The following is a 24147-nucleotide window of genomic DNA, read 5'->3' on the forward strand; positions in this document are numbered from 1 at the left end:
TCCCGTTCGCGATCGCGCTCCGAATTTATTTAGTATAGCGCTATGCCTGGCGATCGCCCTTTTCCCAACCTCGAATTTCCGCTAAGGTATAGAGGGGACGGCCTTTGACTTGTTCGTAAATGCGGCCGATATATTCGCCTAGAATGCCGATGCTGACGAGTTGTACGGCTCCCAGAAAGAAGATGGCGATCAGAATGGTGGCAAACCCGGTGAGGGGTGCGGTGGGGGCTACGATGCGCCAATAGAGGACGAGTACAGCCATGAAGAGGGCGATCGCCGCAGCCGCTAAACCGAGATACGTGGATAGCCGTAGGGGAACCTTAGAAAAAGACACAATTCCATTAATCGCCAGGGAGAAGGATTTGGTAAAGGTGTATTTGACTTCACCTGAAAATCGGGGGCTACGCTCGTATAAAATAGCCGTTTGATGGAAGCCCATCCAAGCTCGCAATCCTCGAATATAGCGATCGCGCTCTGGCATCTGATTTAACACATCCACCACACACCGATCCATCAAACAAAAGTCGCCTGTATCCGTGGGAATCTCCACCTCTGATAGATAGTTTAGTATCCGATAAAACAAGTAAGCCGTCCATCGTTTCCGCTTTTTTTCTTGATGTCGGCGGGTTCTTTGGGCATAAACCACTTGATAGCCCTGTTGCCATTTTTCCAACATTTCTGGAATTAATTCCGGGGGATCTTGCAAGTCTGCATCTAAGATCACGACCGCTTTACCGCGCGCATAATTTAAACCCGCAGTTACGGCAATTTGGTGACCAAAATTACGGGCAAAACTGAGATAACAAACCCGCTTGTCCCTCTGATACAATTCCCGCAATAAACGCAAGGAAGCATCCGTACTGCCATCATTAACCAAAATTAATTCCGTCTGTCCCTCTAATTGCTCCATCACCGACTGGAGACGGTTATACAGCTCAGGAATCGTGTTTTCTTCATTGTAAATCGGAACAATAAAAGAATAGGTTGGCTTGACAAACAGTTCCATGTTTATTTACAATGTATCTTTTACAACAAATTATGGGATATAAATTAGGGGCATGATTAAACCTGATTGTATTAAACCATGGTTGGGGCACGTCATTTGTTTCATGCTTCTAGTCATTACCGTTTCCAGTGGTACAATTCTTTATGTCTCCAGCGAACAGTATTTTCACTTTTGGGATTTTGCCGCTTATCAAATTTGGGCCCAAGAAAGTTTTACCGCCTTTAGCCAATCTTGGTTAATAGGTTGGCAGGAACTGCAAGCGTCCTTTTCTCAAAGTTATAATAAGCTCTATACGTTACCCTTGATTCCAGGGTTGTGGCTATTTGGAGACTCTCGATTAGGCTATATCCTCAGTTTGGCGATCGCCTATTTAATCCCCTTTACCTTAGCCATAGGTGCGATCGCAACCCAACTTATCCCGATTTATCCGTCCCTCGTCTTCTGGTCAACCGTGTTTTTCAGCCTCTGTATTCCTGCAACTTGGTTACCTACACTACAAGGCTATCCCGACACCGGAGCCGCCCTATTTATTGCGATCGCTCTTTGGATTTACTTACAGAATACCCGATTAAAATATAGGTGGCAAATTCCCCTAATTGGAATTTGCTTAACCTTAGCCTTTGTCTGGCGTAGGCATTTTGCCTATTCAGGAATTGCCCTCATTCTAACCTTCATCATTCAAGGTATACTCACTTATCTTAAAGAAAAGAATTCCCAGTCACCTAGAGCAATCAATAACCTAATTGAATATCAAATCAAAATTGTCTTAATTGGTGTAACCAGCTTTCTCACGTTAGTGCTTATTGCTCGACCCTATTTACTTCTGGCACTCCAAAGAAATTATACGGATCTTTATCAATCCTATATTATCCCCTATAGCCAACTGTTACACCAATACCTTGATTTTTATGGACTTAGTTTACTCGGTTTAAGTCTCGTGGGCTTCGTCATGGCTTGGGGTAAATTATCGCGTCAGCCTTATCGGATTATATTTATTTTTTATGCGATCTGCGCCATAGAATGGATCGGGATTTTACGCTATATGGGGGTTCAATATACCCTGCATTTGACCCCCTTAGTGATTTTAGGTGTAGTTTCCTTGGTGTGGACGATCGTTAAAACCACCAATCGACCGATTAAAAATCTCTTAATTTGGGGATTAATCGGTTATTTAATGCTCAACTTAACCCTATCATTCACTCCCCTAGGACAACCCCTCAGCCGCACTTTTCAGACCATCCTATTTTCTTTGTATTCGCCTCCCCCCTCCCGCTCAGACTACCCGGAATTAGTCCGAGTTGTACGAGCGCTACATCACCTTGCACCCAATCAAGAACCCTTATATCTTGTTGGCTCATCTCTGATTTTTAATAGCTCCTTAATCAGTGTAGCAAACCAAGAATTATATGGTCAAAATAGCTCTAATCTCTATATTTTACCAACACCAAACATAGATTCTGAAGGTTGGTATCCTCTAGAGCAACTTTTGCAGGCAAAGTATGTGATGATGGCCCAACCTTTTCAACATATTATCGCTGTTGAAGAAACCGATGTCGAGAAAGTGGTTTATGATATTTTTGATCGGAATGGGCCTATCGCTGCCGACTTTAAGCAATTACCCTTGGAATTTGAACTAGAAAATAATACCAAACTGGTCATTTATGAACGACTGCACAATACCTCAGTAGAACTTGCCTGGGAAACTTTTATACAAATGCAAGGAGTTATAGGCGATCGCCCTGGAAATCAACCGCCATGGATCGCCTTAAATCCTAACTTTCAAACTGCCATTTTACCCCAATCCGATACCTATACCGTAGCCACCTCTTTTAATGAGCAAAATTACGATCAAATTCTAGATATTCTCTGGATTAATGCTCTCCCTAATCCATTTATCTTAACCGGAAAGCCTGTATTTTCTAGTGATGTTTGTCCAGAGTCCAACTTACGGTTATCTTGGATTAATCCACAAGGTGAATCAGAATATCTTACCGAAACCAGCTTGCGTGTTGAGGATGCATCGGTGTTTGAATTGCCATTACAGCCAGTTTCCGAAGGCTATCTCAATCTCAGCTTAAGGGTAGCTGATCCCAAAACTTTCACCACCACTTGTTATCTAAGAATTGATCGACTAAACTTAGAATAGATTCCCTAGAACTTGAGTATCGAATGCCAGTTTATTCAGATTGATGATAGGTTGTCGATTCGGGGCATGAGTAAACCTAATTTTATTAAACCATGGTTGTGGCACGTCATTTGTTTGATGCTTCTAGTCGTTACCGTTTGCAGTGGTACAGTTCTCTATGTTTCCAGTGAAAAATATTTTCACTTTTGGGATTTTGCCGCTTATCAAATGTGGGCGCAAGAAAGTTTTACCGCCTTTAGTCAATCTTGGTCAATCGGTTGGCAGGAACTGCAAGCATCTTTTTACCATAATTATAACAAGCTGTATACATTACCCTTAATTCCAGGGTTTTGGCTATTTGGAGACTCTCGATTAGGCTATATCCTCAGTTTGGCGATCGCCTATTTAATTCCCTTCACCTTAGCCATGGGCGCGATCGCTACCCAACTTATCCGTATTAATCCGGGTCTTGTGTTTTGGTCAACCGTATTTTTCACCCTCTGTATTCCCGCCAGTTGGTTACCCATATTACAGGGGTATCCAGACACTGGAGCCGCCCTATTCATCGCCCTAGCCATCTGGATTTACTTAAAAAATATATGCTTAAAACACTGGTGGCAAATCCCCTTAATTGGGATTTTATTAACCTTAGCCTTTTTATGGCGTAGGCATTTTGCCTATTCAGGACTTGCCCTCATTTTAGCCTTAATCATTCAAGGTATCATCACCTATTTTGAAGATAAGAATAAAGCATCATCTAAAGTTATCAAAAACCTGATTCAATATCAAATTAAAGTCGCGTTAATTGGCTTAACCAGCGTTCTCACCTTAGCCGCGATCGCTCGACCCTATCTAGCAATAGCAACCCAAAGGAATTATAGCACTCTTTATGAATCCTATGTTATGCCCTATGGGAAACTCTTTCATCAATATGTTGATTTTTATGGAATCGGTTTACCGATCTTTAGTGCAGTGGGTTTGATTCTCGCTTGGAGAAGCAAGAATCAGATTGGCATATTCTCTCGCCCATCTTATATTATTCTATTGACTTTTTATCCGATCTGTGCCATAGAATGGATCGGAATTCTGCGCTATATGGGCGTTCAATACACCCTGCATTTTACTCCCTTGATAATTTTGGGTTTAATCACCCTAATTTGGGCAATGATTAGTTTGATTAAACCGCCTATCAGAAATCTTTTAATTGTCACAGTTCTTGGCTATTTAGCCCTCAACCTAACCCTATCTTTCACTCCCCTAGGACAATCCTTAAGCCTAACTCCAGCAAAAACACTCGTTTCCTTATACGCACCGCCTCCCTACCGATCTGATTATCCTGAGTTAGTCCGACTGATGCAAGCATTACATCGCCTTGCCCCCAATCAAGAACCCTTATATTTGGTTGGATCTTCTCCTATTTTCAATAACTCCTTAATTGTTTCAGCAGAAAAAGAATTGTATAGTCAAGATAGTTCTCAACTCTATATCCTGCAAACTCCAACCTTAGATTCTCAAGATTGGTATCCCCTAGAACAGTTTCTACAGGCAAAGTATGTGATCGTTGCCCAACCTTTTCAACATAATATCGCCATTGAAGAAACGGGCGTAGAGAAAGTCATTTATGATATTTTTAATGAGAATTGGCTAATTGCAGCAGACTTTGAGCAATTACCCCTAGAATTTGAACTGGAAAATAACATCAAGCTGGTCATCTATCAGCGACTGCAAGATACTTCGGCAGAGACTGCATGGAAAACTTTTATACAGATGCAAGAAGTCATCGGCGATCGCCCGGGAAGTCAAGAAAATTGGATTACCCTCAACCCTAACTTTAAAGTATCCATTTTACCGGGACATAAAACCTATACCCTCTCGACCTATTTTAACGATCAAAATTACGATCAATCCTTAGATATTCTCTGGATTGACGATCTGCCCAACCCCTTGCTCTTAACAGGATTACCTCGCTTTTCAACTGACCTTTGTCCAGAATTTAGCTTGCAATTTTCTTGGATAAGTTCCCAAGGAGAATCAAAAACGGCTGCCGAAACTACCTTTAGTTTTTATGATGCCCCTGTCTTTGAACTTCCCTTAGAGCGTCTTCCAGAAGGCTATCTGAATCTCAGTTTAACAGTAACCGATCCTAAATCATTCACGACCCCTTGTTATCTAGGAATTAATCAACTACACTTAAAACAGATTCCCTAAAAGCAATTCGTGTGCCAATTGTTAGGAGGTAAGTTACTTAGAGTCAATTGTTTAAGACCAATCAAAGCAAAGCTACGGCGAAAAATTGAAGATATTGTAAAAAATGAGTGTAGCATGTCAGAAGAAACCTTAAAAAAAGAACGAGATTTTCACGATCAATGGGCCGCCACCATTGATATTGAAGAAATTCATGTCTCCGATTATTTTGAAGCTTGCACGGCTCCCGAAAATCGGTTTATCTTACATCATTTGGGAGAGGTGAAGGGCAGAACCTTATTGGATGTGGGCTGCGGAGCTGGGGAAAATAGTGTTTATTTTGCCCAAAAAGGCGCTCAATGTGTGGCTTCTGACTATTCTCCGGGCATGGTGGAAGTGGCACTAAAACTAGCTGAAAAAAATGGGGTGAGTATCAAAGGTCATGTAGGGAATGCCATGGCTTTCGATTTTCCTGACAATAGTTTTGATATCGTTTATGTGGCCAATCTTTTACATCACCTTCCCGATCCGAAGTTAGCGCTCCAAGAATTGTATCGGGTTGTGAAACCAGAGGGAAAGGTCTGTTTTTGGGAGCCATTAAAACACAATCCAATCATTAATGTCTATCGGCAAATGGCGACTGAAGTACGCACGGAAGACGAACATCCTTTGGATATGAATATTATTCCCTTTGTAGAGTCCTTATTCGAGCAGACTCAATGGGATACCTTTTGGATTGCTACCTTATGGATTTTCCTACGCTTTTATTTGATTGAACGGGTGAATCCTAATGAGGAGCGCTATTGGAAAAAGATTATCCTCGAAAAGGATCGATTGGAACCCGAATATCGGCGACTCGAACAGATGGATCGCTGGCTGAAACAGATTCCAGGAATGAAGCGGATGGCGTGGAATTTGGCAGTAGTGGCGACAAAGTAAGAAGGGTATCAATTCTGTTGAAATTTGACAGGAAGCCGCACAGTAAATGTTGTGCCTTGGTTCACCTGACTTTTAACTTGAATCGTTCCCTGTTGCAGTTCAACAAACTGTTTAACAATGCTCAAACCTAATCCTGTACCGGGAATATTGCTCACATTACGCCCTCGGTGAAATAACTCGAATAAATAGGGTTTGTCTTCGGAGGGAATACCAATGCCTTCATCTTGAATGGTGAAAATGACATGGTTTTGACGCTTGGCGAATTTGAGACGAATAGCCTTGTGTGTCGGGGTATAGCGGAGTGCATTGGAGAGGAGGTTATTCAGGATAGAGCGAAGGAGTCGTTCATCACAATAGGCGATCGCCTGCCGAGAGCGACTGATAAACTCAATAGGAGACTCTGGCCGAGTATACTGGTGTTCGGCTAACAACTGGCGGCAAAATTGAACAAAATCCAGACATTGGGGCTTGACTTCTAGCACCTTTGCCTCAATTTTGCCGATGACGAGGATATCATCAATCATCTGAGTCATGCGTTCTACGTTATTATTGATGCCCAAAAGATAATCTGCTTTTTCTGCCGCAGTCAGTTGCAAATCATAGCGTTTCAGGGAAGAAACCGATAGGGTAATGTTATTGAGAGGGTTGCGAAATTCATGGCAGAGCATGGCGATAAAGCGCGATCGCATTTCGCTTAATTCTTGCAACTGTCGGTTAACCTGCCGGAGTTTAGTGGTGCGCTCTTCAACTTTAATCTCTAACTCCTCATTGCTGCGCTGTAGGACTTCCTCCGCCCAACGACGCTGAGAAATATCCCGAAACGTCACCACCGCACCAATGAGCCGCCCATTGTCCTCACGCATGGGAGTACTGATATATTCTACGGGAAAACTCGTACCATCTTTGCGCCAAAATACTTCAGTCGTCACTCGATGGGTACTGCCATCTTGTAGAGCAGCATAAATGGGACAATCTTCCCGGCAATAGGGCGTTCCATCTGCATGGGAATGATGCAAGACAGCGTGCATCGACATGCCGATTAATTCCTCAGTTGACCAATCAATCATAGCAGCGGCAGCAGGATTGACAAATGTGACATTTCCCTCTAAATCAAGACCATAAACTCCTTCTCCCACAGCATTGAGAATAAGCTGATGCTGACGGAGTAATTGGGTAAAGTCTTGGGCTACCGGTTGATCGAGGGGAGTCAAGGGTGGAGTCGCAGACGTTGGGAACCAAGCATAATCAGTCATCTGAACAGAATGTTATAGCGCTTTGGGCAAGCAGATATGAAATGTGGGGCGAAGGAGTCAACCATTTTTCCCTGAAAATCCTCTTTTTTCAACTTTCTTATTTATTTTCGCCTAAAAAGTGTAATGGACTACATCATAAAAAGGCAAATTCGATCTTAATAAACTCAATCAAAAATAGTCTTATATTCATACCCTGGGACAGTAATGAAAACGATCCTCATTATTGAAGATGAATGTCAAACTCGCAATATTTTTTTGAGATCCCTAGAGTTTGAAGGCTTTTGTGCCTATGGAGCCAGTAATGGTTCTGAAGGGGTGCAATTAGCTCGCCATTATCGGCCGCACTTAGTGGTTTGTGATATTATGATGCCAGATATGGACGGCTATACGGTTCTGTCCCAACTTCGCAGTTCTTCAGAAACCGCAGGAATTCCCCTAATCTTTTTAACGGCTAAAGTTACCATGGCTGATTTACGTCAAGGGATGGAATTAGGAGCTGATGACTATTTGACCAAACCCTGTACCGTAGAGCAATTTTTGTCGGCGATCGCCACTCGCCTGAAACGCCAAGATGATCTGCTAAAATTATATGGGCGATCGCCTCAGCAATACCCAGACCCTAAAGTCTCCCCATCTACCTCTGCTTCTAGCATTTTTCCCCATTGCCCTAAATTAGTTCAGGTCTTCCGCTTTATTGAAACCTCCTATCACAAACCCATCAATCTCAACGACGTTGCCCAAGCGGCTGGCTATTCGCCAGCCTATTTAACCCACCTGGTTCAAAAACAGACTGGACACACCGTCAAACAATGGATTATCAAGCAACGAATGGCAAAAGCTTGTCAGCTTTTACAAACCACCCAAGAAACCATACGACAAGTTGCTGAACGCTCCGGCTATCCCGATGCTGGATACTTTACCCGCCAATTTCGCCAGATTCATGGCATTTCCCCCCTATCCTGGAGACAGCAATTTCTCTCACCATCGCCTGAATAACAATCATATCTAAAAAGAACGATCTGTATCTCAATTAACAGAATCAAGATTGATTTCCCCTCCTAGAGAAATTCCTAAAAAAACTCCCAATTTTTCCCAAATAAAGTCCAATGCATTTCTAGAGTTGACCTGATACATTACTGAATAATATTCACTCCGAATCTGGATGTAACAGCCAATTGTTATTGGTCAGGTTTCGTATTTGTTTGCTTGAGATGGACATGGATCTATGGCTTTAATTTCGGCACAGGAGACATTCAAAAATTGGCAATCTGCCCAAACAAGTAACAGAAAACGGTCTAATTTACAGCCATTGTGTCAAGTCTGTGGACGACAACACTCGAGCTTTGACCATTGGGACTTTATGCAGACCTTGCCCCAAGACCCTGTTGAGTTAGTAGATGACCTCGTAAAAATGGGCATCTACAAAGACAACCAACTGCGGGCAGCCAACACGGTTAATGCCTATGAACTCCGCAAGACCTTATTTTTGAAACGAGTGGGTCGGGGCGACCCCAAACGAGAAAAGCTCATTTTAGCCCTTTGTCAAGAAGCTGGGGGCTTAGAAAATGCTTTTGCTGCTGCCTTTGGCCCCCAAGCTGGACAATTCTTTGGGGATGCCATTCGCAATGGCAAATCCACCCGTCGAGAATTTTTACGCAATATGACTGTCGGGGCAGCCCTCGTGAGTTTAGCCAGTTGTGCAGATGGGGGTTCAGGAGAATCGGAAGCAGACGGCGAACCCGTTGCTGCCGCAGACGTGGAAAAAACCGATCTGCAAATTGGGTTTATTCCCATCACCTGTGCCACACCCATTATTATGTCGGAACCCTTGGGCTTCTACAAAAAATATGGGTTTAACGCCAAGGTGGTGAAAATGCCCAGTTGGGGTGCCGTTCGAGATTCGGCGATCGCCGGAGAACTCGACGCTTACCACATGCTCGCCCCCATGCCTATCGCCATGACCCTCGGTTTGGGATCGGCCGCCTTCGGAGTCAAACTAGCCAGCATCGAAAACATCAACGGCCAAGCCATCACCGTTGCCGAACGGTACAAAGGGCAAGTGAACGGCCCGGCAGACTTCAAAGGCTTTACCATCGGCGTTCCCTTCCCCTACTCCATGCACAACCTGCTACTGCGCTATTACCTCGCCACCGGTGGCATAGACCCCGATGTCGATGTGCAAATTCGTCCCGTTCCTCCTCCCGATAGCATCGCCCAACTCGTCGCTGGAGACATTGATGCCTATCTGATGCCCGACCCATTCAATCAACGGGCAGTTTACGAAGAAGCAGGCTTTATCCACATGCTCACCAAAGAGCTGTGGCCGGGACACCCCTGCTGCGCCTTTGCCGCCAGCGACCAATGGATTGAAGCCTATCCCAAAACCTTCCGCGCCCTGAATAAATCCATTATCGAAGCCGCTGGATATGCGAGTAACCCTGCCAACCGTCCAGAGATCGCTACCGCCATTTCAGAACGAGCCTTCCTCAATCAACCTGTAGAAGTTGTGGAAGCCGTCCTCACCGGTAACTTTGAAGATGGTAATGGTAATACCTTAAATATCCCCGATCGCATCGACTTCGATCCCTATCCCTGGCAAAGTTTCGCCAACTGGATTTCCTCCCAACTGGTGCGCTGGGATCTGCAAGGAGACGGTTTAGCCCCCAAAGCCATTCCCGAAAAAGGCTACGACACGGTAGGCAAAGACATCTTCTTAACCGAACTTGCCCGCGAACTTGCTCAGGAACTCGGCCAATCTCCCCCGTCCGATATCTATCGCACGGAAACCTTGAAGTTTGATACCTTCGACCCCGCCGATCCAGCCACCTACGTACAAGAACAGATTGATGAATATGGTGTTTAGTAAAACAGTCGTTAACCGATGACCCTCACTGAATCAACCCCAATCTCCATTAAACGGAAGCAACGACAAAACCCATTTTTGAACGAGAATGTTCAAGCGTTTGCCCTCTTTATCGGCTCTTTAGCGCTCTTTCTCCTCTTCTGGGAAGTGGGCGCTCGTGCAGAACTGTTTGCCAAAGGCGTGCCTACAGCCTCTAAAACCTTATCTGAATTGTGGTGGTGGATTACCCATCCGTTCTTTAACAATGGCCCCAATGATTTGGGCATTGGTTGGAACCTGTTGATTAGTTTACGCCGAGTTGCCATTGGTTATCTTTTGGCCTCCGTAGTTGCCGTTCCGTTAGGAATTTTAATCGGCATTTCCCCCGTAGCTAGAAAGGGGTTTAATGCCTATATTCAACTGCTCAAACCCGTTTCTCCCTTGGCTTGGCTTCCTCTAGGATTGTATCTGCTCAGAGATTCTGAGAATACGGGTATTTTTATTATTTTCATCTCTAGCATTTGGCCCACCTTAATCAATACGTCATTTGGGGTTGCCAATGTAAACCCTGATTATTTAGATGTCTCTAAAACCCTGGGGGCTTCTCGGCTCCGCACCATTTTTAAGGTGATTATTCCCGCCGCACTGCCCAATATTATTTCCGGTTTGCGGATCAGCATGGGAATTGCTTGGTTGGTCATTGTTGCCGCAGAAATGCTTTTGGGAACCGGTCTAGGATATTTCATCTGGAATGAGTGGAATAACCTCTATATTCCCAATATCTTGGTCGCAATTTTTATTATCGGCTTAGTGGGTCTGATTCTAGATAGTCTCTTTGCTACTGCCGAGAAATTTGTCACATTTGGTCGAAACTAATGAGTATTAGTCCTTTGAATTTTAACCCCGTGACTCCTACAGATGCTTCCCCTTCAGCTCAACTGTCAATCCGCCAGGTGACTAAGGTCTTTGAAGGTAAGCAAGATATCTTTAGTAAGATCCAGCGGAAAACCTCTCGAGACTTTGTGGCGATCGAAAATATTAGTCTCGATATTGAACCGAATACCTTCGTAAGCATTATCGGGCCGTCAGGTTGTGGTAAGTCTACCCTACTCAATTTGATCGCTGGTCTTTCCACTATTACGAGCGGCGAGATCTTACTCAATGGTTCCCCTATTCAGGGGCCAGGGCCCGATCGCGGTATGGTGTTCCAAAACTATGCTCTCATGCCCTGGATGACCGTAGAGGAAAATATCCATTTTGCTGTGGAAACGGTCTATCCCAAACTCTCGAAACGGGAGATCGGGCGCGTTGTTAAAGAACACATTCAGTTAGTCGGTTTGGTGGGTGCAGAAAAGAAGCATCCCCACGAAATTTCGGGAGGGATGCGTCAGCGCGTAGGAATTGCTCGCGCACTGGCGATTAATCCCCAAATTCTGCTCATGGATGAACCCTTTGGCGCGCTTGATGCTCTGACTCGGGGTTTTCTCCAAGATGAGATCGAGCGCATCTGGGAACAGGAGCGCAAAACGGTGATCATGATTACCCACAGTATCGAGGAAGCACTGTTGCTTTCCGATCGCATTGTCATGATGACACGGGGACCAGCCGCTGGGATCGATGAGATTCTGGAAGTGCCTTTCCCTCGACCTCGGAATCGAGAAGCGATCGATCTCCATCCTGCTTATCACGACTTGAAAGCCGAGATGGAAAGCCATCTATTCCGAGAAACTCGCGCTGTTGAAGAAGCAAGGGTGAAAGGGCGATAAGACGCTTTGCTTGGTAATGGGAATTGGTCACAAGTCAAGGTTGTAAGCTGGCTGTCAAGGGAATAGGGAATAGGGAATAGGGAATAGGGAATAGGGAATAGAAAAAAACGTTTTTACCTTTTCCTTGAATAGTCTATAAATAGGGTTGTCCAATTTTCTTCCCTCCATCCCCCGACCTTGCCATTTTTTCAGCTGTTGCCGACATGAATAGGCGAGAATAAAAACCCCTGTAATTCTATACTTTGCACACTTGAAAACGAGGAATTTAACTATGGCTATCTCTGAAGTCACTCAAAAACTATTAGCGGCGAAAAAAGCGGCTGGCGTAAGCTTTGCTGATTTAGAAGCCAAGGTGGGTTGTGATGAAGTTTGGATTGCTTCGGTGATCTATCGCCAGGCTAGTGCTTCCGTGGAAGAAGCCACCAAAATTGTGGAAGCCATTGGTGCAGATACATCCCTAATCGAACCATTAACTGAGTGTCCGGTGAAAGGTTCTCTAGAGCCGGTGATTCCCACTGATCCTCTGATTTATCGTTTCTACGAAATCATGCAGGTCTACGGGATGCCCATTAAAGCTGTAGTTCATGAAAAATTTGGCGATGGCATTATGAGCGCCATTGATTTTTCTGTGGATGTAGAGCGCGAACCCGATCCGAAAGGCGATCGCGTCAAAATCATTATGTGCGGTAAGTTTTTACCGTACAAAAAATGGTAACTCTTGTCTTTATGTCTTTAGGGTGGGCAAAGTTTTGCTCACCCGAACCCCTTCTAAGAATACTGAAATTACAGCCCAATTCAATGACTTCATCAGCGAAAAAACTGCTTCCCCCTTTCGATCGCAAAACGGCGATCGCCAAAGTCCGGATGGCGGAAGATGCTTGGAATAGTCGAGACCCAGAGCGCGTCTCTCTGGCATACACCGAAGATAGTTTTTGGCGCAATCGGGCGGAAATCTTCCAGGGAAGGGACGCGATTCGTGACTTTTTACGTCGCAAATGGCATAAGGAACTGGACTATCGCCTCGTTAAAGAAATGTGGGCCTTTGGCGAAAATCGGATTTCCGTGCGCTTTCAATACGAATGGCGTGATGATTCGGGTCAATGGTATCGAGCCTATGGCAATGAAAACTGGGAATTTGATGCGAGTGGTCTCATGCAACGACGAGAAGCGAGTATTAACGATCGCCCCATTGCCGAATCAGAGCGTCGTTTTGATTGGCCCCTGTCGAGTCCTCGACCTCAAGACCATCCCGGATTAATCAATTCACCAGAATAGCTATTTTACAGATAGTTAAAGAGGAGTAAACTTAGCTATCCTGATAATCAGAACACTCCAACCACCGCGTCCTATGAAAGTTACGGTTGATATTCCGGCGATCGCACTCTCTCAATTCGTTACTCCCACTCTCTCCGAACCCCGCATTACCTTGGGCAATATTTCTTGGCAGCAGTATGAAACCCTGGTTACCACACTCTCACCTCGCCCTAGTTTGCGCCTGAGTTATAACCAAGGACTCTTAGAAATAATGACCACCTCTTCCCAACATGAAATGATTAGAAGTCTCATTGGCAGGCTTCTGGAAACTTATGCATGGGTAGAAAATCTTGACTTTTATAGTTATGGTTCGACCACCTTTCGTAATGAAACTGCGGTCAGAGGTTTAGACGCTGATGAAAGCTATTGTATTGGCCAAAGGCGAGAGATTCCCGATCTGGCGATCGAAGTGGTGATTACGAGCGGTGGGATCGATAAACTGGAGATCTATAAAGGGTTAGGAATTGGTGAAGTTTGGTTTTGGCAAGATGACTGTTTTACACTGTATCAATGGGTTAATGCGATCGCAGGATATCAAGAAATCGAACGGAGCCAACTGCTACCCAATTTAGATCTCGATCTCCTCTGTCAATTTATCGATCCGGAACAAGAACCGCAAATGGTTCGCGCTTATCATCAAGCCTTGCAAAACCAGAAGCGGTAGAGTCAATTCCTCCCACAAACCTTAACCAATCTTGCCAAGTTGGTCGCGCACCTGCATCAAAATTACCCCTAAGCGGTTTTTGCCGCTTCCGTTTTTCCCACATCCCCAATAATAGTCAATTGGGGAGTTTTCGATGATGTCCTCTTCTCCCGTTCCTAATAAAATTTGCCGTAGCTCTTCATGAGTAGCGAACTTTTGCCACACTCCCTGCAACATAATGTCCTCTTTCACCTGTTCCCAATCTTCCCGCAGGGGATGGGTGCGATCGCGTCCCATTTTTGCCGCTTGTTTCGGGGTTTTCGCCATTTGAATCTTCTCACACCAGGGGCGATCGGTAGTGACAAATTTCTGCGCTTGGAAATAATGCTCGCTGGTAGGCCACCATAACTCATCTAACGTAAACCCATAGGCCGAAAAATTGGAGAAACAACCATAATGCTTTTCACGAGTGGAATAGAAGTAAATCGTCATTGTTCCTAGTTTACAAATCATTGAGTACTGCCCCAACTTCCATTTTATACGGTAAACTAGGTCAGCGATCGCTCAATCCCGTGACCCATTATCAGCATATGAAGCGCCCAATTTCTCGCCGTAGCATTCCCCCGAAAATTAGTACCATCCCCCGTCAACAGTCGGAAGCATCCGATTATCTAAATCTGTATCAACTGGCAGTAGAAAAGCAACGACTTTCCCAGGAACTGCAAACAATAGAGCAAAGAAGTCAGCAAATTGAAAAACGTCTGGCGGTAATTAACCATCAGATGGATCGACTAAAAAAAAACACCCCGTCTCCCGGCGCTACCCGCGCTTCTAATCCTTCCTTACCGGGACTCAATCCGACAAAACAACCATCAGAGCGATCGGCGAATTATGAGACACTCATGTTAGATTACTAAAGAACTAATCCACTATTTTTGCTGGGCATCACTCACGAACTCCGCTATACATTTTCCCTCACTCTCTAGTCGATCCACAATCCCTTGCAATGCTACCTTCAGAATAGATAAATCTAACTATGTAGTTTGCCAAACCACTTCTAGATCTACCCAAAAATACTCATGAATCACCATATTCCGCATTCCTCGAATCTGATGCCATGGAATTGTTGGGCCGGCTGACTCCCAATCCTCAATTGAACTCGCTACAGCGCTTGGCACTGGGTAATCGGTACACACTCAACAGTCTGCATCCCCATTTAAACTATTCATTATTCTCTTCTTCTAACTCCTGAATCGCCAGTAAAAGTGCTTCTTCTTGTTCTTCAAATTCCTCTTCGGAAAGTTCCCCCATATCAAAAGCCAACTGGAGCGTGAGTAACTGTTTATTCAAATCTTCCTTATCATTTAATTCAGCATTGGCATGTTCTAGGACTTGTTCGCCAATCCAAAGCATCCCTTCAATGGGGCCAAGAACGGGTAGAGTTAGTAATCGTAAAATCATGGTTTCATCCCAGAGGTTAATCCTCTAATTTGGCAAAATTGAATGGAGCGGTAAAATTATTATACCGAATCCGCAAACGGCCTTCAAATTGCAAATCTAAATGCTCAACTTGCTGTGAGAATTCTGGCTCATCATCCCAAGGAATCAGGTACGCCGTATTATAAATCATGGCATCGGTGAGGGACTCATTTTCAATCACCTCGATCGCCAACGGATTCAGAACCTGTTGAAATTGGGCAATGATTCCATCTTGGCGACGTTGCAACGCTTGCTCCAAAGCTTGACCAATGCCAATCACCTGATCCATGGCGAGCGGTTGTCCTTCCAGGCGATCGCGTTTTGCTCTTAACTCTTCATTTTCTGCTAAAAGCTGTTGTAACTCTTCCTCCATCTCCCACAATACCTTAACACTGACTTCTCGATAGCCCTTAAGCTTCTCAAATAAATGCTTTAACTGTTCTCGATAAGGCTCAATGAGCAGTGCTTGCACCTCTTGCCAATTCTCCACCGTTAACCCAAATTGCAGGGGTAAAACCGTCCGATATCCCGCTTGCATCGCCTCTTCTAACACCTGTTCGTGGCACAGCAGGTTCCGACGACTGGCTAAATATCGGTCTTGCTTGGCTTCCGAGCAAAGAAAGGAAAATCCGTCCACTTGATGAGCATGAACCGGTTGTTTGTCCAATCCCAGCAAATCTAAGTGTTGCGGCCCTGGAGACGGGAAAATACCATAAAGATAAAACGCGGAACAATCATTCATCCGAGATCCTGATATTAGGTTGATGGGTCTATTTTATCAGTCTGGGCGATCGCTAAAGCGGTATCCCCTATTCCCCATCCCCTAGCGCAAAGTGCTATTAAGTCATCTTTGTCACCCATACGGTACACTGGTAAAGCGCTTTTCATCCAGTGTAAACTTTATGGGTCGCAAGAAAGCAACTGTCAATTATCTAATCGTCGATGACCTCAGTGTTCCCCCCGAAGACCAAAAAGGAACCCTGATCGCTGTTGAAGGTCGTCGCAACACCGAAGCCAATCGCCAAAAAGCCCTAGACAAGGCGATCGAATTGTGGCAAGAAGGTCAATTAGAGGGATTTGCCGATGGGTTATCCCTGGAAAATGTGATTTTTGCCCCTGGAACCTCCGGGGCTGCTACAGAGACATATAGTGCCTCTTCAGAGGAAGAATTGCCCTTACAAAAAGCGGCGAGAGATGTCATTACCCTGATCGATTTATTGATTCATCGCGGGGAAGCTATCCAAGAAGCGACTCCCCTATTGCCGATTTTAGAAGCGGCTGAAAAAGGGCAAAAGCTGACTGAAGAACAGACAGCACAGGCTAGGGATAGATCCTTTAGTAAAATTCTGACTCGACTGGCTACCTCGGTGACCGAGCATCAAACGTTTGTGGAAACCCCTGGGGTAATGGAATCTATCCAAATGATTATCGCTATTATCCAAGACGATCGCCTGATTACCCCAGAGCAAATTTTACCGCCTGCCTCTAACGAAACCGAAGAGGAAATAGAGGACGAGGACGATTCCCCATGAGTCAAATTTCCCTTCAGGAACTGATTGCTGGGGCAAAAGCGGGTCAGGTGGTGAGCTTTCCTACGGATACCGTACCTGCTTTAGCTACTTTGCCCCATTGTGCCTCCCTAATTTTTGAGGCCAAAAACCGTAGTTTAGACAAACCCCTAATCCTGATGGGGGCGGTTCCCGAAGACCTCTGGCCGTTTTGTCAAGGGACTCCTGAAGAGGAATTGATTTGGCAACAGGTGGCTGCCCAATATTGGCCGGGAATGCTCACCCTAGTCTTGCCAGCATCACCGGCGGTTCCTCAAGCACTCAACCCGCAAAATCCGACGAGCATTGGGTTGCGGATACCGAATAGTGCGATCGCCAACACTATTCTCGCTCAAACCGGCCCCCTAGCCACCACCAGCGCCAACCGCTCTGGACATCCTGCCCTACACTGCCTCACCGAAATTGCCGCCGAATTTCCCCAAGTCCTTACCCTTAAGGGCGATGAATTCAACCCAGAGAACTCGCCCAGTGGTATTCCCTCCACCGTTGCCCGTTGGACAGGGAAAGATTGGGAAATTTTACGGCAAGGAGCGGTTAAGCTGTAGACTCTCATTTCCCGAATCGCACTAGAATACAGACAAAATCAATTGGGGATTCACTCACTACCATGGCTTGGGGGAATTGGTTAGAGTTTGCATCTGGAGCGATCGTCGGGATAGGAGGCCTCAGTATTAGTCGGACCCTGTGGAAGAACCGGAAACGCTCAAGGAAAATAAAAATGAAACGCAATTATTCTGCATCTTCATCCGATACGGATGAGGTGCAACAGCTTAAACTGGCTTGTCAAATGGCAACTGATATGGCCCAGCTCAAGCAAGGATTTTTAGGAAGAATTTCCCATGAATTGCGATCACCACTGAATGGCTTGATTGGAATGCATCAACTGATTCTCAACGATCTCTGTGATTCCCCAGAAGAAGAACGGGAATTTATCGCCAAAGCCCACGATTCCGCCCTCAAATTAATTAAGCTCATTGATGAAATGGTGATGATTTCCAAAACTGAGCAAGGCACGGATGTCATGGAGATTGAAACCATTCCTTTAACCGAAGTCTTTCAAGATATCTATGATTTAACCTACTTGCAGGCAGCCAATCGAAATTTACAGCTCGATATTGTGATGCCCGATCCCGAAATTTATGTCAAAGCTGATTTACGCCGCCTCAGACAAGTCTTAACCAGTTTAGTTGATAGTGCGATCGCCCATATGAGTGAAGGCTCCATTCACCTTCATGCCGATCCCGTTCCCGAAACCCAACAGGTTTATCTCTATCTCGAAGACCAACGCTCCCCCGACTGTTGGCAAGAACCGGTTGATTTATTAAATACTCCCCCTTCCCCAGAGTTAACGTGGAATGGCTCGCCCTCTCCTGGACTTACCCTGATGGCGAATAAACTGCTCTTAGAACTGATGCACGGTAGCTTAGAATTACTAAACGTTCCCTCGATGGAATCCTCTGCCCAACCCGAAACGAGTCGCATCTTGTGTAAATTACCTTGGGGTAGCTCGGAACCTGAAACTCCAACTCATGCAATTACAAATTAGTTAGATAATGTCTGGGTCAAATTGCTACAATAGAAGAACTTGAGTTAGGAGAAAGGGATATGTGCGATCGCGGCTACAAGCCCAAGGGAATGCTAACCCAGAACGGGAAGGTTGACCCAGAAGGGTTTGATTTTGCCAGTATCCTGAAAGCCTCGCAAGCTCTGAGCGAAATTGTTCAATTTGACAAACTCCTGCGTCAAATTACTCAAATCATTTGGCAAAATTCTGGGGGCGATCGCTGCGCCCTTATGCTTCCGGACGAGAACGAAATGTGGCAGGTAGAAGCGATCTCAACTGCCGAAAATATTGACCTTTGCAGGGTTCCCCTCAAGGGATACATGAACTTGCCCGTCAAGCTAATTGAGTATGTTAAAAACACCCGCGAAATTTTAGCGATCGACAAAAGTAAGACCGATTTGCCCGTTAGCGATCCCTACCTCGATCGCCAACCTCCCCAAAGTCTTCTCTGCTTGCCTTTACTGCATCAAGGACGGTTGACAGGTATTGTCTATCTGAGCAATCAAGCAACGTCAGGCGTTTTTACCGGCGATCGCCTTCTCGTTCTCAACTTCCTCTGCACCCAAGTCGCCCTCTTGCTAGAAAATAGGAAACTTTCCCAGACCTTAGAACAACAGGTGCAAGAGCGAACTGAGGCACTATGGGAAAGCCAACAAGAACTCTCCGACTATATAGAAAATGCCACCATCTCATTACACTGGGTGGATAAAAATGGGATGATCGTCTGGGCCAATCAAACCGAATTAGATTTCTTGGGGTACAGCCGAGAAGAATATATCGGGCAACCCATTGCCAACTTTCACGCCGATCCGGAAGTTATTGCCGATATCCTCACTCGCCTCTCCAACAATGAAACGCTGGTTAACTACGAAGCACGCTTGCGTTGTAAAGATGGCTCCCTTCGCTACGTGGCAATCAATTCCAATGTCTTGTATCGAGACAGTCAATTCATTCACACGCGCTGCTTTACAGTCGATATTACTCAGCGCAAATCCATCGAACGAGAATTGCAAGCCAGCCAACAACGCTATGCTACGCTTGCCGACATACTACCGGCTGGAATTTTTCTCACCGATCCCCAAGGTCACAGCCGTTATAACAATCCTAGTTGTTGTCAGATGCTGGGTCTAACACCAGCAGAAGCCTTGGGAGAAGGATGGTCTCAAACCTTGCATCCCGATGACCGCGATCGCGTATTCCAAGGATGGTATCACGCTGCACAAAACCAACAGATGCCCTATCATACTGACTGTCGCTTTCTGCATCGCGACGGTAAAGTGGTTTGGTTGAGCGTGCAAGCTGTTGAAGAATTCGACCTTGAAGGGCACTTGACTGGGTATATCGGCACTCTAATCGATGTCACCAAACGTAAGGCTGCCGAAGCTGCTCTCCACAAGCTGGTGGAAGGAACCGCCGCAACCACTGGCGAAGATTTCTTTCCCGCTCTAGTTCGTCATATTAGTAAAGCTCTTGACGTTCCGATCGCCTTGATTACTCAATTCGTTGGCGAAGAGCTGCACAGTATTGCCTTTATGGTCGATGGCGAATTACAACCCAATTTTACCTACAATTTACCCGAAACGCCTTGTATTGAACTGGTGACCGAATACTCCTACCATTGTCCTTGGGGGATTACCGATCGCTTCCCCAACAATCCCCATCGAGAAAGAGGAGTCGAGAGCTATCTGGGAATCGCATTGCGCGATCGCCAAGGACAGGTGCTGGGCAGTTTGTGCATCTTCGATCGCCAACCCCTACAAGAGCCGGAACGAGCCAAACAGATTCTCGAAATTTTTGCCAGTCGCACCGCCGCAGAAATGCAGCGCCAGCGCGTCGAAACCTCCCTACACAGCCTGATTGCTGGGACTGCCGTTACCAAAGGCATAGACTTCTTTCCCCTCCTTGTGCGCCACCTCACCGAAGCTCTAGGCGTGTCCCACGCTCTGATGGCGGAGCGAGTTGGCGATGAAGAAGTGAGTCTCGCCTATTATGGCGATGGCAAACTCATTCCCTGTAAATCCTTATCACTTCTCGGCACTCCTTGCGAGCAGGTATACAAGAATGAGGTTTATTACTGCGAGTTAGAGCCATGCCAGACCTGTTCAGAACTGGCTAGGATGGGGGCCAAGAGCTATCTGGGGGTAGCGCTATACGATCGCCAAGGCAATCCCATGGGGCTGCTTTGTATTTTCCACCGTCAGCATCTCACCGATCCAACCCACGCCGAGCAAATTTTGCGAGTATTTGCCGCCCGCGCTGTCACTGAGCTAGAGCGCAAACGAGCAGAGAACGCCTTGCAAAACTTAATTGCTGGAACCGCAGCATTAACCGGCCCCGACTTTTTTCCCGCCCTCGTCCGTTACCTCGCTGAAGCCCTCCGAGCCTCCCACACCTTTGTCACTGAAGTTGTCGAGGGCGATCGCTTGCACTTTTTGGCCGCTTGGGGGGATGGGGAGTATCTCCCCAACGATACTGTTGATACCGAGGGAACGACTTGCGCGATCGCTCTTCAGGAGGGTGTCTACTATTGCGATCGCGATGTGGTGGCTTACTTCCCCCAAAATCCCAGACTGGCATTCATGGGAGTGGAGAGCTACATGGGTATTGCCCTCCAGGATCGCCAAGGTCGCAAGATCGGCACCCTTTGTCTCTTTTCCCGTCAGCCCCTGCTTGACCCAGAGCGATCGGAACAAATCATGCGGGTGTTTGGTGCCCGTGCTTCTGCTGAACTGGAGCGTCAGCGAGCGCAAAGTGCCTTAGAGCAATTTAATCAAGAACTGGAACAGCGAGTGGAAGCACAAACCCAAGAAATCGTACGCTCCGAAAAAGATTTACGCACTATCTTTAATAATGTTTATGATGGCATTTTTATTCTGGATTTGGATGGTAGCATTCTCGATATCAATAATCGGGTATTGGAACTCTTCAAGGCAACGCGGGGGCAAATTTTGGCAACCACGATTGCTGATTTATCCGCACCAAGCGCTCCCCTCCACAATCTGCCAAAACTACTCAAACAAGCCAATGCTGGCGCAAAATTGCAATTTGAATGGAAATCTCAACGATTGGACAATTCTACCTTTGATTCCGAAGTTTGTCTGCGCAAAGTCACTTTGGGCAACCGCTCGGCGATCGTTGCTGGGGTGCGGGATATTAGCGATCGCAAGCAAGCAGAAAATGCCCTTCAATTGAGCGAGGCTCGTGCTAGAGCAACGTTTAGCCAAGCCTCTATTGGTATTGCAGAAAGCAATATGTATACAGGGCAATTGATTCAAATTAATGATTATTTTTGTAAGATGTTAGGCTACTCTCCTGAAGAATTGCTTGCCATGAGCGTAGCAGATATTACGCATCCTGAAGATATGTCAGAGTCCCAACACTTAATTCGAGGACTGGCCAACGGAAAAATTAAAAACTTTGTTACTGAAAAGCGATATGTTCGTAAAGATGGCTCGATCTTATTTTCTTTAACCTCCGTAACCCTCGTTCATATGCCAGATGGCAAATCTAACACTTGTTTAGCTATGTTGCAAGATATTGGCGATCGCAAGCAAACAGAAGTGAAACTCCAACAAACGAATCAAGAACTGGCCCGAGCAACTCGTTTGAAAGACGAGTTTTTAGCCAATATGAGTCACGAATTACGAACACCTCTCAATGCCATTTTGGGAATGACCGAGGGACTGCAAGAGGGAGTTTTCGAGCCGATGAATGCCATGCAATTGAAAGCGCTCAAGACGATCGAACGGAGTGGGTTTCACTTACTAGAACTGATCAATGATATTCTCGACTTGGCAAAGATCGAATCGGGGCAAGTCGATCTAGAATACTCCTCTGTTGCCATAGAGTATCTGTGCCAATCGAGTTTGGTCTTTGTCAAGCAACAGTCCCAGAAAAAAGGTCTCCAACTCCATCTGAAGGTTCCCCCTAACTTACCCGATATTACTGTTGACGAACGGCGGATGCGTCAGGTGCTGATCAACTTACTCAACAACGCTGTCAAATTTACCCCAAAAGGAGGACAAATCGTTCTCGAAGTCGCCCCCTTGCTCCTAGATAAAACCAGTGAAAACTATCTGCGTTTTACGGTTACAGATACAGGTATCGGTATCTCCCCAGACAATTTGCCAAAATTGTTTCAGCCCTTTATCCAGATTGATAGTTCCCTCAATCGACAGTATGAAGGAACGGGCCTCGGTTTGGCTTTGGTCAAACAGATTGTGGAACTCCACAAGGGATGGATAACTGTAACGAGTGAGGTTGGGGTGGGCAGTTGTTTTGCGATCAAGCTGCCTTATGCTATCTCTGAACCCAGTTTTTCCCCCTTATTAAAAGCGAACTCTGAGTTGAATGGGAGCGCTCCAGTACAACCGGTACAGTCGGCGATTTCTCCCCTGATCCTTTTAGCAGAAGACAACGAAGCCAATATCATCACGGTGTCCAACTATCTACGAGCCAAAGGGTATCGCCTGAAGGTGGCTAAAAACGGTCAAGCTGCGATTGATATGGCTCAGAAGGAATCTCCCGATCTGATTCTCATGGATATTCAAATGCCCCATGTGGATGGGTTAACGGCGATCGAGCACATTCGCCAAGATCCAGATATGGTTCAAGTCCCCATCATCGCACTGACAGCACTCACCATGGAGGGCGATCGAGAGCGCTGTTTGGCCGCAGGGGCAGATCTGTACTACAGCAAGCCAATTAGACTCAAAGAGTTAGTTTTATCCATTCAAAAATTGTTATAACCCTCTGCTGTCACTCGTGGAAAACCTTTGCCTTGACTGAATTGTAGCATTCTTGCAGGATTGGCGATCGCGACAGTCATTATTTTTGGGCTTTGATTGGACTCGATGAGGAGCAGGAGTACAATACCGAACCCCCAAAGCCCATGTATCACAATCCTATTCCCTAGCGCAAACCGCTATAATCGTTCCCAGAGCCAGACGGCTAACTTTTAACCCCGTATTGCCCAATGTGTAATACATAGATTCTGTTTCTCCTAAAGTAAACTTGATTACTGACTATTACGACGATTCATCATTTTTTGCGATCGCCCATTCCCGAGCAAAACAACCTCCCAGCCCAATTCAATTGATCGATGCTTGAGAGCGAATGCGATCGGGTGTAGTCCCTGTCCACGAGTGGAATGCACGGAAGAATGAGTTAGGATCTTCGTAGCCTAATAAAAGCGAAATCTGCGTGTAAGGTAGCTCAGACTTAGTGATGTAATACCGAGCAAGTTCCTCACGCACCTTAGTCAGAATGAGCTTAAAACTGGTGCCTTCGTTGCCCAACCGTCGTTGAACTGTCATCCTTGTGATTACAGAAAGGCTCGTTCTACCTTTTCTGTGTTATTTATTCCCATTCCATCCACGAGAAAAATTAAGCATTTTTTCTCACCAAGCCGTTGTCGATTATTTGCTGGAAAAAATCATTCATTGACTCGGCCAATGGGCGATAG

At 45.7% G+C, this 24147-nt stretch carries 23 protein-coding genes; 15 read left to right on the top strand and 8 right to left on the bottom strand.

The genetic code is table 11. From position 1 onward, the window contains the following. Window positions 1-40: 40 nt before the first annotated feature. Window positions 41-1006: a glycosyltransferase family 2 protein gene (locus tag J7545_RS10850; protein ID WP_318700339.1), complete on the bottom strand. Its 966-nt coding sequence runs from the start codon at window positions 1004-1006 to the stop codon at window positions 41-43. Between the two features lie 52 nt (window positions 1007-1058). On the opposite strand from J7545_RS10850, the gene J7545_RS10855 reads away from it, so the two are divergent. The 3 genes from J7545_RS10855 (at window position 1059) to J7545_RS10865 (ending at window position 6254) form a co-directional block, all read left to right on the top strand. Beyond that, a complete protein-coding gene (locus J7545_RS10855) occupies window positions 1059-3152 on the top strand; it encodes a hypothetical protein (protein WP_318700338.1) in 2094 nt (697 codons plus the stop codon). Between the two features lie 66 nt (window positions 3153-3218). Beyond that, complete coding sequence (locus J7545_RS10860; RefSeq protein ID WP_318719548.1) at window positions 3219-5339, top strand: hypothetical protein; 2121 nt, start codon at window positions 3219-3221, stop codon at window positions 5337-5339. Window positions 5340-5453: 114 nt separating this feature from the next. Then, window positions 5454-6254, top strand: coding sequence for a class I SAM-dependent methyltransferase (locus J7545_RS10865; RefSeq protein WP_318719549.1), 801 nt, complete (start codon window positions 5454-5456; stop codon window positions 6252-6254). Window positions 6255-6262: 8 nt separating this feature from the next. Here the strand turns inward: J7545_RS10865 and J7545_RS10870 are convergent, their stop codons facing one another. Further along, window positions 6263-7507: a PAS domain-containing sensor histidine kinase gene (locus tag J7545_RS10870; protein ID WP_318699715.1), complete on the bottom strand. Its 1245-nt coding sequence runs from the start codon at window positions 7505-7507 to the stop codon at window positions 6263-6265. A gap of 204 nt (window positions 7508-7711) precedes the next feature. Between J7545_RS10870 and J7545_RS10875 the strand changes: the two genes are divergently transcribed. The 7 genes from J7545_RS10875 (at window position 7712) to J7545_RS10905 (ending at window position 14093) form a co-directional block, all read left to right on the top strand. Beyond that, a complete protein-coding gene (locus J7545_RS10875; protein WP_318699716.1) occupies window positions 7712-8503 on the top strand; it encodes a response regulator in 792 nt (263 codons plus the stop codon). Between the two features lie 229 nt (window positions 8504-8732). After that, window positions 8733-10370, top strand: coding sequence for a CmpA/NrtA family ABC transporter substrate-binding protein (locus J7545_RS10880; protein WP_318719550.1), 1638 nt, complete (start codon window positions 8733-8735; stop codon window positions 10368-10370). Window positions 10371-10388: 18 nt separating this feature from the next. Continuing rightward, window positions 10389-11225: a nitrate ABC transporter permease gene (gene ntrB / locus J7545_RS10885; protein WP_318699718.1), complete on the top strand. Its 837-nt coding sequence runs from the start codon at window positions 10389-10391 to the stop codon at window positions 11223-11225. Next, entirely contained in the window at window positions 11225-12115 is an 891-nt protein-coding gene (locus tag J7545_RS10890) for an ABC transporter ATP-binding protein (protein WP_271940254.1), read from the top strand. Before ntrB ends, J7545_RS10890 begins: the two co-directional genes overlap by 1 nt. Window positions 12116-12386: 271 nt before the next feature. Continuing rightward, a complete protein-coding gene (gene cynS, locus J7545_RS10895; RefSeq protein WP_318699719.1) occupies window positions 12387-12830 on the top strand; it encodes a cyanase in 444 nt (147 codons plus the stop codon). Between the two features lie 83 nt (window positions 12831-12913). Then, window positions 12914-13390 (top strand): nuclear transport factor 2 family protein, encoded by a 477-nt coding sequence (locus tag J7545_RS10900; protein WP_318699720.1) that lies wholly within the window; start codon window positions 12914-12916, stop codon window positions 13388-13390. 73 nt (window positions 13391-13463) lie between these two features. Next, window positions 13464-14093, top strand: a complete 630-nt coding sequence (locus tag J7545_RS10905; protein WP_318699721.1) for a Uma2 family endonuclease — start codon at window positions 13464-13466, stop codon at window positions 14091-14093. A 21-nt stretch (window positions 14094-14114) separates the two neighbouring features. Here the strand turns inward: J7545_RS10905 and J7545_RS10910 are convergent, their stop codons facing one another. Beyond that, complete coding sequence (locus J7545_RS10910) at window positions 14115-14564, bottom strand: NADAR family protein (RefSeq protein ID WP_318699722.1); 450 nt, start codon at window positions 14562-14564, stop codon at window positions 14115-14117. Between the two features lie 20 nt (window positions 14565-14584). Between J7545_RS10910 and J7545_RS10915 the strand changes: the two genes are divergently transcribed. After that, on the top strand, window positions 14585-14989 hold the full coding sequence (locus J7545_RS10915) for a hypothetical protein (protein ID WP_318699723.1): 405 nt from the start codon (window positions 14585-14587) through the stop codon (window positions 14987-14989). A gap of 117 nt (window positions 14990-15106) precedes the next feature. Here J7545_RS10915 and J7545_RS24015 read toward each other — a convergent pair whose 3' ends face one another. From J7545_RS24015 to J7545_RS10930, 4 genes are read right to left on the bottom strand one after another with little or no spacing between them, the layout of a single operon-like run. Then, window positions 15107-15268, bottom strand: coding sequence for a DUF86 domain-containing protein (locus tag J7545_RS24015; RefSeq protein ID WP_413038995.1), 162 nt, complete (start codon window positions 15266-15268; stop codon window positions 15107-15109). A 25-nt stretch (window positions 15269-15293) separates the two neighbouring features. Continuing rightward, window positions 15294-15533 carry a gas vesicle protein GvpG gene (locus J7545_RS10920; protein ID WP_318699724.1) on the bottom strand — a complete coding sequence of 80 codons (240 nt, stop codon included), beginning with the start codon at window positions 15531-15533 and terminating at the stop codon, window positions 15294-15296. A 16-nt stretch (window positions 15534-15549) separates the two neighbouring features. Then, window positions 15550-16293 carry a GvpL/GvpF family gas vesicle protein gene (locus tag J7545_RS10925; protein ID WP_318699725.1) on the bottom strand — a complete coding sequence of 248 codons (744 nt, stop codon included), beginning with the start codon at window positions 16291-16293 and terminating at the stop codon, window positions 15550-15552. A 14-nt stretch (window positions 16294-16307) separates the two neighbouring features. Further along, window positions 16308-16439 carry a hypothetical protein gene (locus tag J7545_RS10930; RefSeq protein WP_318719551.1) on the bottom strand — a complete coding sequence of 44 codons (132 nt, stop codon included), beginning with the start codon at window positions 16437-16439 and terminating at the stop codon, window positions 16308-16310. 14 nt (window positions 16440-16453) lie between these two features. Between J7545_RS10930 and J7545_RS10935 the strand changes: the two genes are divergently transcribed. The 4 genes from J7545_RS10935 to J7545_RS10950 all read left to right on the top strand — a co-directional run bounded on the left by J7545_RS10935 (window position 16454) and on the right by J7545_RS10950 (window position 23431). Further along, entirely contained in the window at window positions 16454-17083 is a 630-nt protein-coding gene (locus tag J7545_RS10935; protein WP_318719552.1) for a hypothetical protein, read from the top strand. Further along, complete coding sequence (locus J7545_RS10940; protein WP_318719553.1) at window positions 17080-17664, top strand: L-threonylcarbamoyladenylate synthase; 585 nt, start codon at window positions 17080-17082, stop codon at window positions 17662-17664. Before J7545_RS10935 ends, J7545_RS10940 begins: the two co-directional genes overlap by 4 nt. A gap of 173 nt (window positions 17665-17837) precedes the next feature. Then, window positions 17838-18665 (top strand): HAMP domain-containing sensor histidine kinase, encoded by an 828-nt coding sequence (locus tag J7545_RS10945; protein ID WP_318719554.1) that lies wholly within the window; start codon window positions 17838-17840, stop codon window positions 18663-18665. Between the two features lie 59 nt (window positions 18666-18724). Then, window positions 18725-23431 (top strand): PAS domain S-box protein, encoded by a 4707-nt coding sequence (locus J7545_RS10950; protein WP_318719555.1) that lies wholly within the window; start codon window positions 18725-18727, stop codon window positions 23429-23431. A 342-nt stretch (window positions 23432-23773) separates the two neighbouring features. Here J7545_RS10950 and J7545_RS24020 read toward each other — a convergent pair whose 3' ends face one another. Next, the gene (locus J7545_RS24020; RefSeq protein ID WP_413038611.1) at window positions 23774-23998 is read right to left on the bottom strand and encodes a helix-turn-helix domain-containing protein; all 225 of its coding nucleotides are present in this window, start codon (window positions 23996-23998) and stop codon (window positions 23774-23776) included. Between the last annotated feature and the right edge of the window lie 149 nt (window positions 23999-24147).

The sequence above is a fragment of the Roseofilum sp. SBFL genome (assembly GCF_017746885.1).
GTDB lineage: Bacteria > Cyanobacteriota > Cyanobacteriia > Cyanobacteriales > Desertifilaceae > Roseofilum.

What these genes read in the sequence shown, in the direction of transcription:
- J7545_RS10925 (WP_318699725.1), bottom strand. Translation starts at nt 16,293, where the DNA reads ATGAATGATTGTTCCGCGTTTTATCTTTATGGTATTTTCCCGTCTCCA.
- J7545_RS10860 (WP_318719548.1), top strand. Translation starts at nt 3,219, where the DNA reads ATGAGTAAACCTAATTTTATTAAACCATGGTTGTGGCACGTCATTTGT.
- ntrB (WP_318699718.1), top strand. Translation starts at nt 10,389, where the DNA reads ATGACCCTCACTGAATCAACCCCAATCTCCATTAAACGGAAGCAACGA.
- J7545_RS10890 (WP_271940254.1), top strand. Translation starts at nt 11,225, where the DNA reads ATGAGTATTAGTCCTTTGAATTTTAACCCCGTGACTCCTACAGATGCT.
- J7545_RS10935 (WP_318719552.1), top strand. Translation starts at nt 16,454, where the DNA reads ATGGGTCGCAAGAAAGCAACTGTCAATTATCTAATCGTCGATGACCTC.
- J7545_RS10880 (WP_318719550.1), top strand. Translation starts at nt 8,733, where the DNA reads ATGGCTTTAATTTCGGCACAGGAGACATTCAAAAATTGGCAATCTGCC.
- J7545_RS10930 (WP_318719551.1), bottom strand. Translation starts at nt 16,439, where the DNA reads ATGAAAAGCGCTTTACCAGTGTACCGTATGGGTGACAAAGATGACTTA.
- J7545_RS10850 (WP_318700339.1), bottom strand. Translation starts at nt 1,006, where the DNA reads ATGGAACTGTTTGTCAAGCCAACCTATTCTTTTATTGTTCCGATTTAC.
- J7545_RS10950 (WP_318719555.1), top strand. Translation starts at nt 18,725, where the DNA reads ATGTGCGATCGCGGCTACAAGCCCAAGGGAATGCTAACCCAGAACGGG.
- J7545_RS10855 (WP_318700338.1), top strand. Translation starts at nt 1,059, where the DNA reads ATGATTAAACCTGATTGTATTAAACCATGGTTGGGGCACGTCATTTGT.
- J7545_RS10875 (WP_318699716.1), top strand. Translation starts at nt 7,712, where the DNA reads ATGAAAACGATCCTCATTATTGAAGATGAATGTCAAACTCGCAATATT.
- J7545_RS10905 (WP_318699721.1), top strand. Translation starts at nt 13,464, where the DNA reads ATGAAAGTTACGGTTGATATTCCGGCGATCGCACTCTCTCAATTCGTT.
- J7545_RS10945 (WP_318719554.1), top strand. Translation starts at nt 17,838, where the DNA reads ATGAAACGCAATTATTCTGCATCTTCATCCGATACGGATGAGGTGCAA.
- J7545_RS10920 (WP_318699724.1), bottom strand. Translation starts at nt 15,533, where the DNA reads ATGATTTTACGATTACTAACTCTACCCGTTCTTGGCCCCATTGAAGGG.
- J7545_RS10900 (WP_318699720.1), top strand. Translation starts at nt 12,914, where the DNA reads ATGACTTCATCAGCGAAAAAACTGCTTCCCCCTTTCGATCGCAAAACG.
- J7545_RS10940 (WP_318719553.1), top strand. Translation starts at nt 17,080, where the DNA reads ATGAGTCAAATTTCCCTTCAGGAACTGATTGCTGGGGCAAAAGCGGGT.
- J7545_RS10910 (WP_318699722.1), bottom strand. Translation starts at nt 14,564, where the DNA reads ATGACGATTTACTTCTATTCCACTCGTGAAAAGCATTATGGTTGTTTC.
- cynS (WP_318699719.1), top strand. Translation starts at nt 12,387, where the DNA reads ATGGCTATCTCTGAAGTCACTCAAAAACTATTAGCGGCGAAAAAAGCG.
- J7545_RS24020 (WP_413038611.1), bottom strand. Translation starts at nt 23,998, where the DNA reads ATGACAGTTCAACGACGGTTGGGCAACGAAGGCACCAGTTTTAAGCTC.
- J7545_RS10865 (WP_318719549.1), top strand. Translation starts at nt 5,454, where the DNA reads ATGTCAGAAGAAACCTTAAAAAAAGAACGAGATTTTCACGATCAATGG.
- J7545_RS10870 (WP_318699715.1), bottom strand. Translation starts at nt 7,507, where the DNA reads ATGACTGATTATGCTTGGTTCCCAACGTCTGCGACTCCACCCTTGACT.